We start from the raw sequence: 659 nt of genomic DNA on the forward strand, positions 1-659 counted from the left end.
ACATCATGTCTCACATTGAAAACCTCCTAAAGTCAATGTGATTCATAATATCAAAAAATGTAGGAAAACCGACATTTTTACGCCGTCATTTTCCTACATTTTATAACCGCCATGCACAGTTAATGCCATTCCCCTTGGGACTTATCAATTCGGAATCGCTGTGCGCAGTGATAATCCCCTAGTGACTAAAGAAGAACTTTCCATTGATGATTTAGAAGATCAAACTTTGCTGATGGTGCCACCCGGCATAAGCGAAAAAAACGACCAGTTGCGACAAGAGATACTGGAGCGTCATCCAGATATCTCAATTAAGTACACAAATGGTCGTTATGATATTAATGTATTTAACCAAGCGGTTGATGATAATGTGGCGCTGGTTAATTTAACGCCATGGAAAAATATTCACCCAAACCTTGTTACTGTTCCGCTTAAGACCGATATTGAAGTTGAATATGGGATTTTGGCTGCTAAGCATGCTGACGGGAAGGTACAGAATTTCACGAAACAAATCCGACGATTATTATCTTAGTAAAGGCTGTATTTCTCACACACCAAAATTCTCAAAATATTGATAATATTTTTAAGTCGCGCGTTTTATAATCAAGTTAGCCAAATACTTTTAGCTAATTGATAAAATAAAAAACACCAAGACAAATCTC

The 659-nt window shown here is 37.0% G+C and carries 1 protein-coding gene; it reads left to right on the top strand.

Annotation, left to right across the window (positions count from 1 at the left end):
• Positions 1–181: 181 nt before the first annotated feature.
• Positions 182–529 (top strand): hypothetical protein, encoded by a 348-nt coding sequence (locus DXH47_RS11555; RefSeq protein ID WP_225423587.1) that lies wholly within the window; start codon positions 182–184, stop codon positions 527–529.
• Positions 530–659 lie beyond the last annotated feature (130 nt).

The sequence above is a fragment of the Levilactobacillus suantsaii genome, from assembly GCF_004115745.1.
In the GTDB taxonomy this organism is placed as follows: domain Bacteria; phylum Bacillota; class Bacilli; order Lactobacillales; family Lactobacillaceae; genus Levilactobacillus; species Levilactobacillus suantsaii.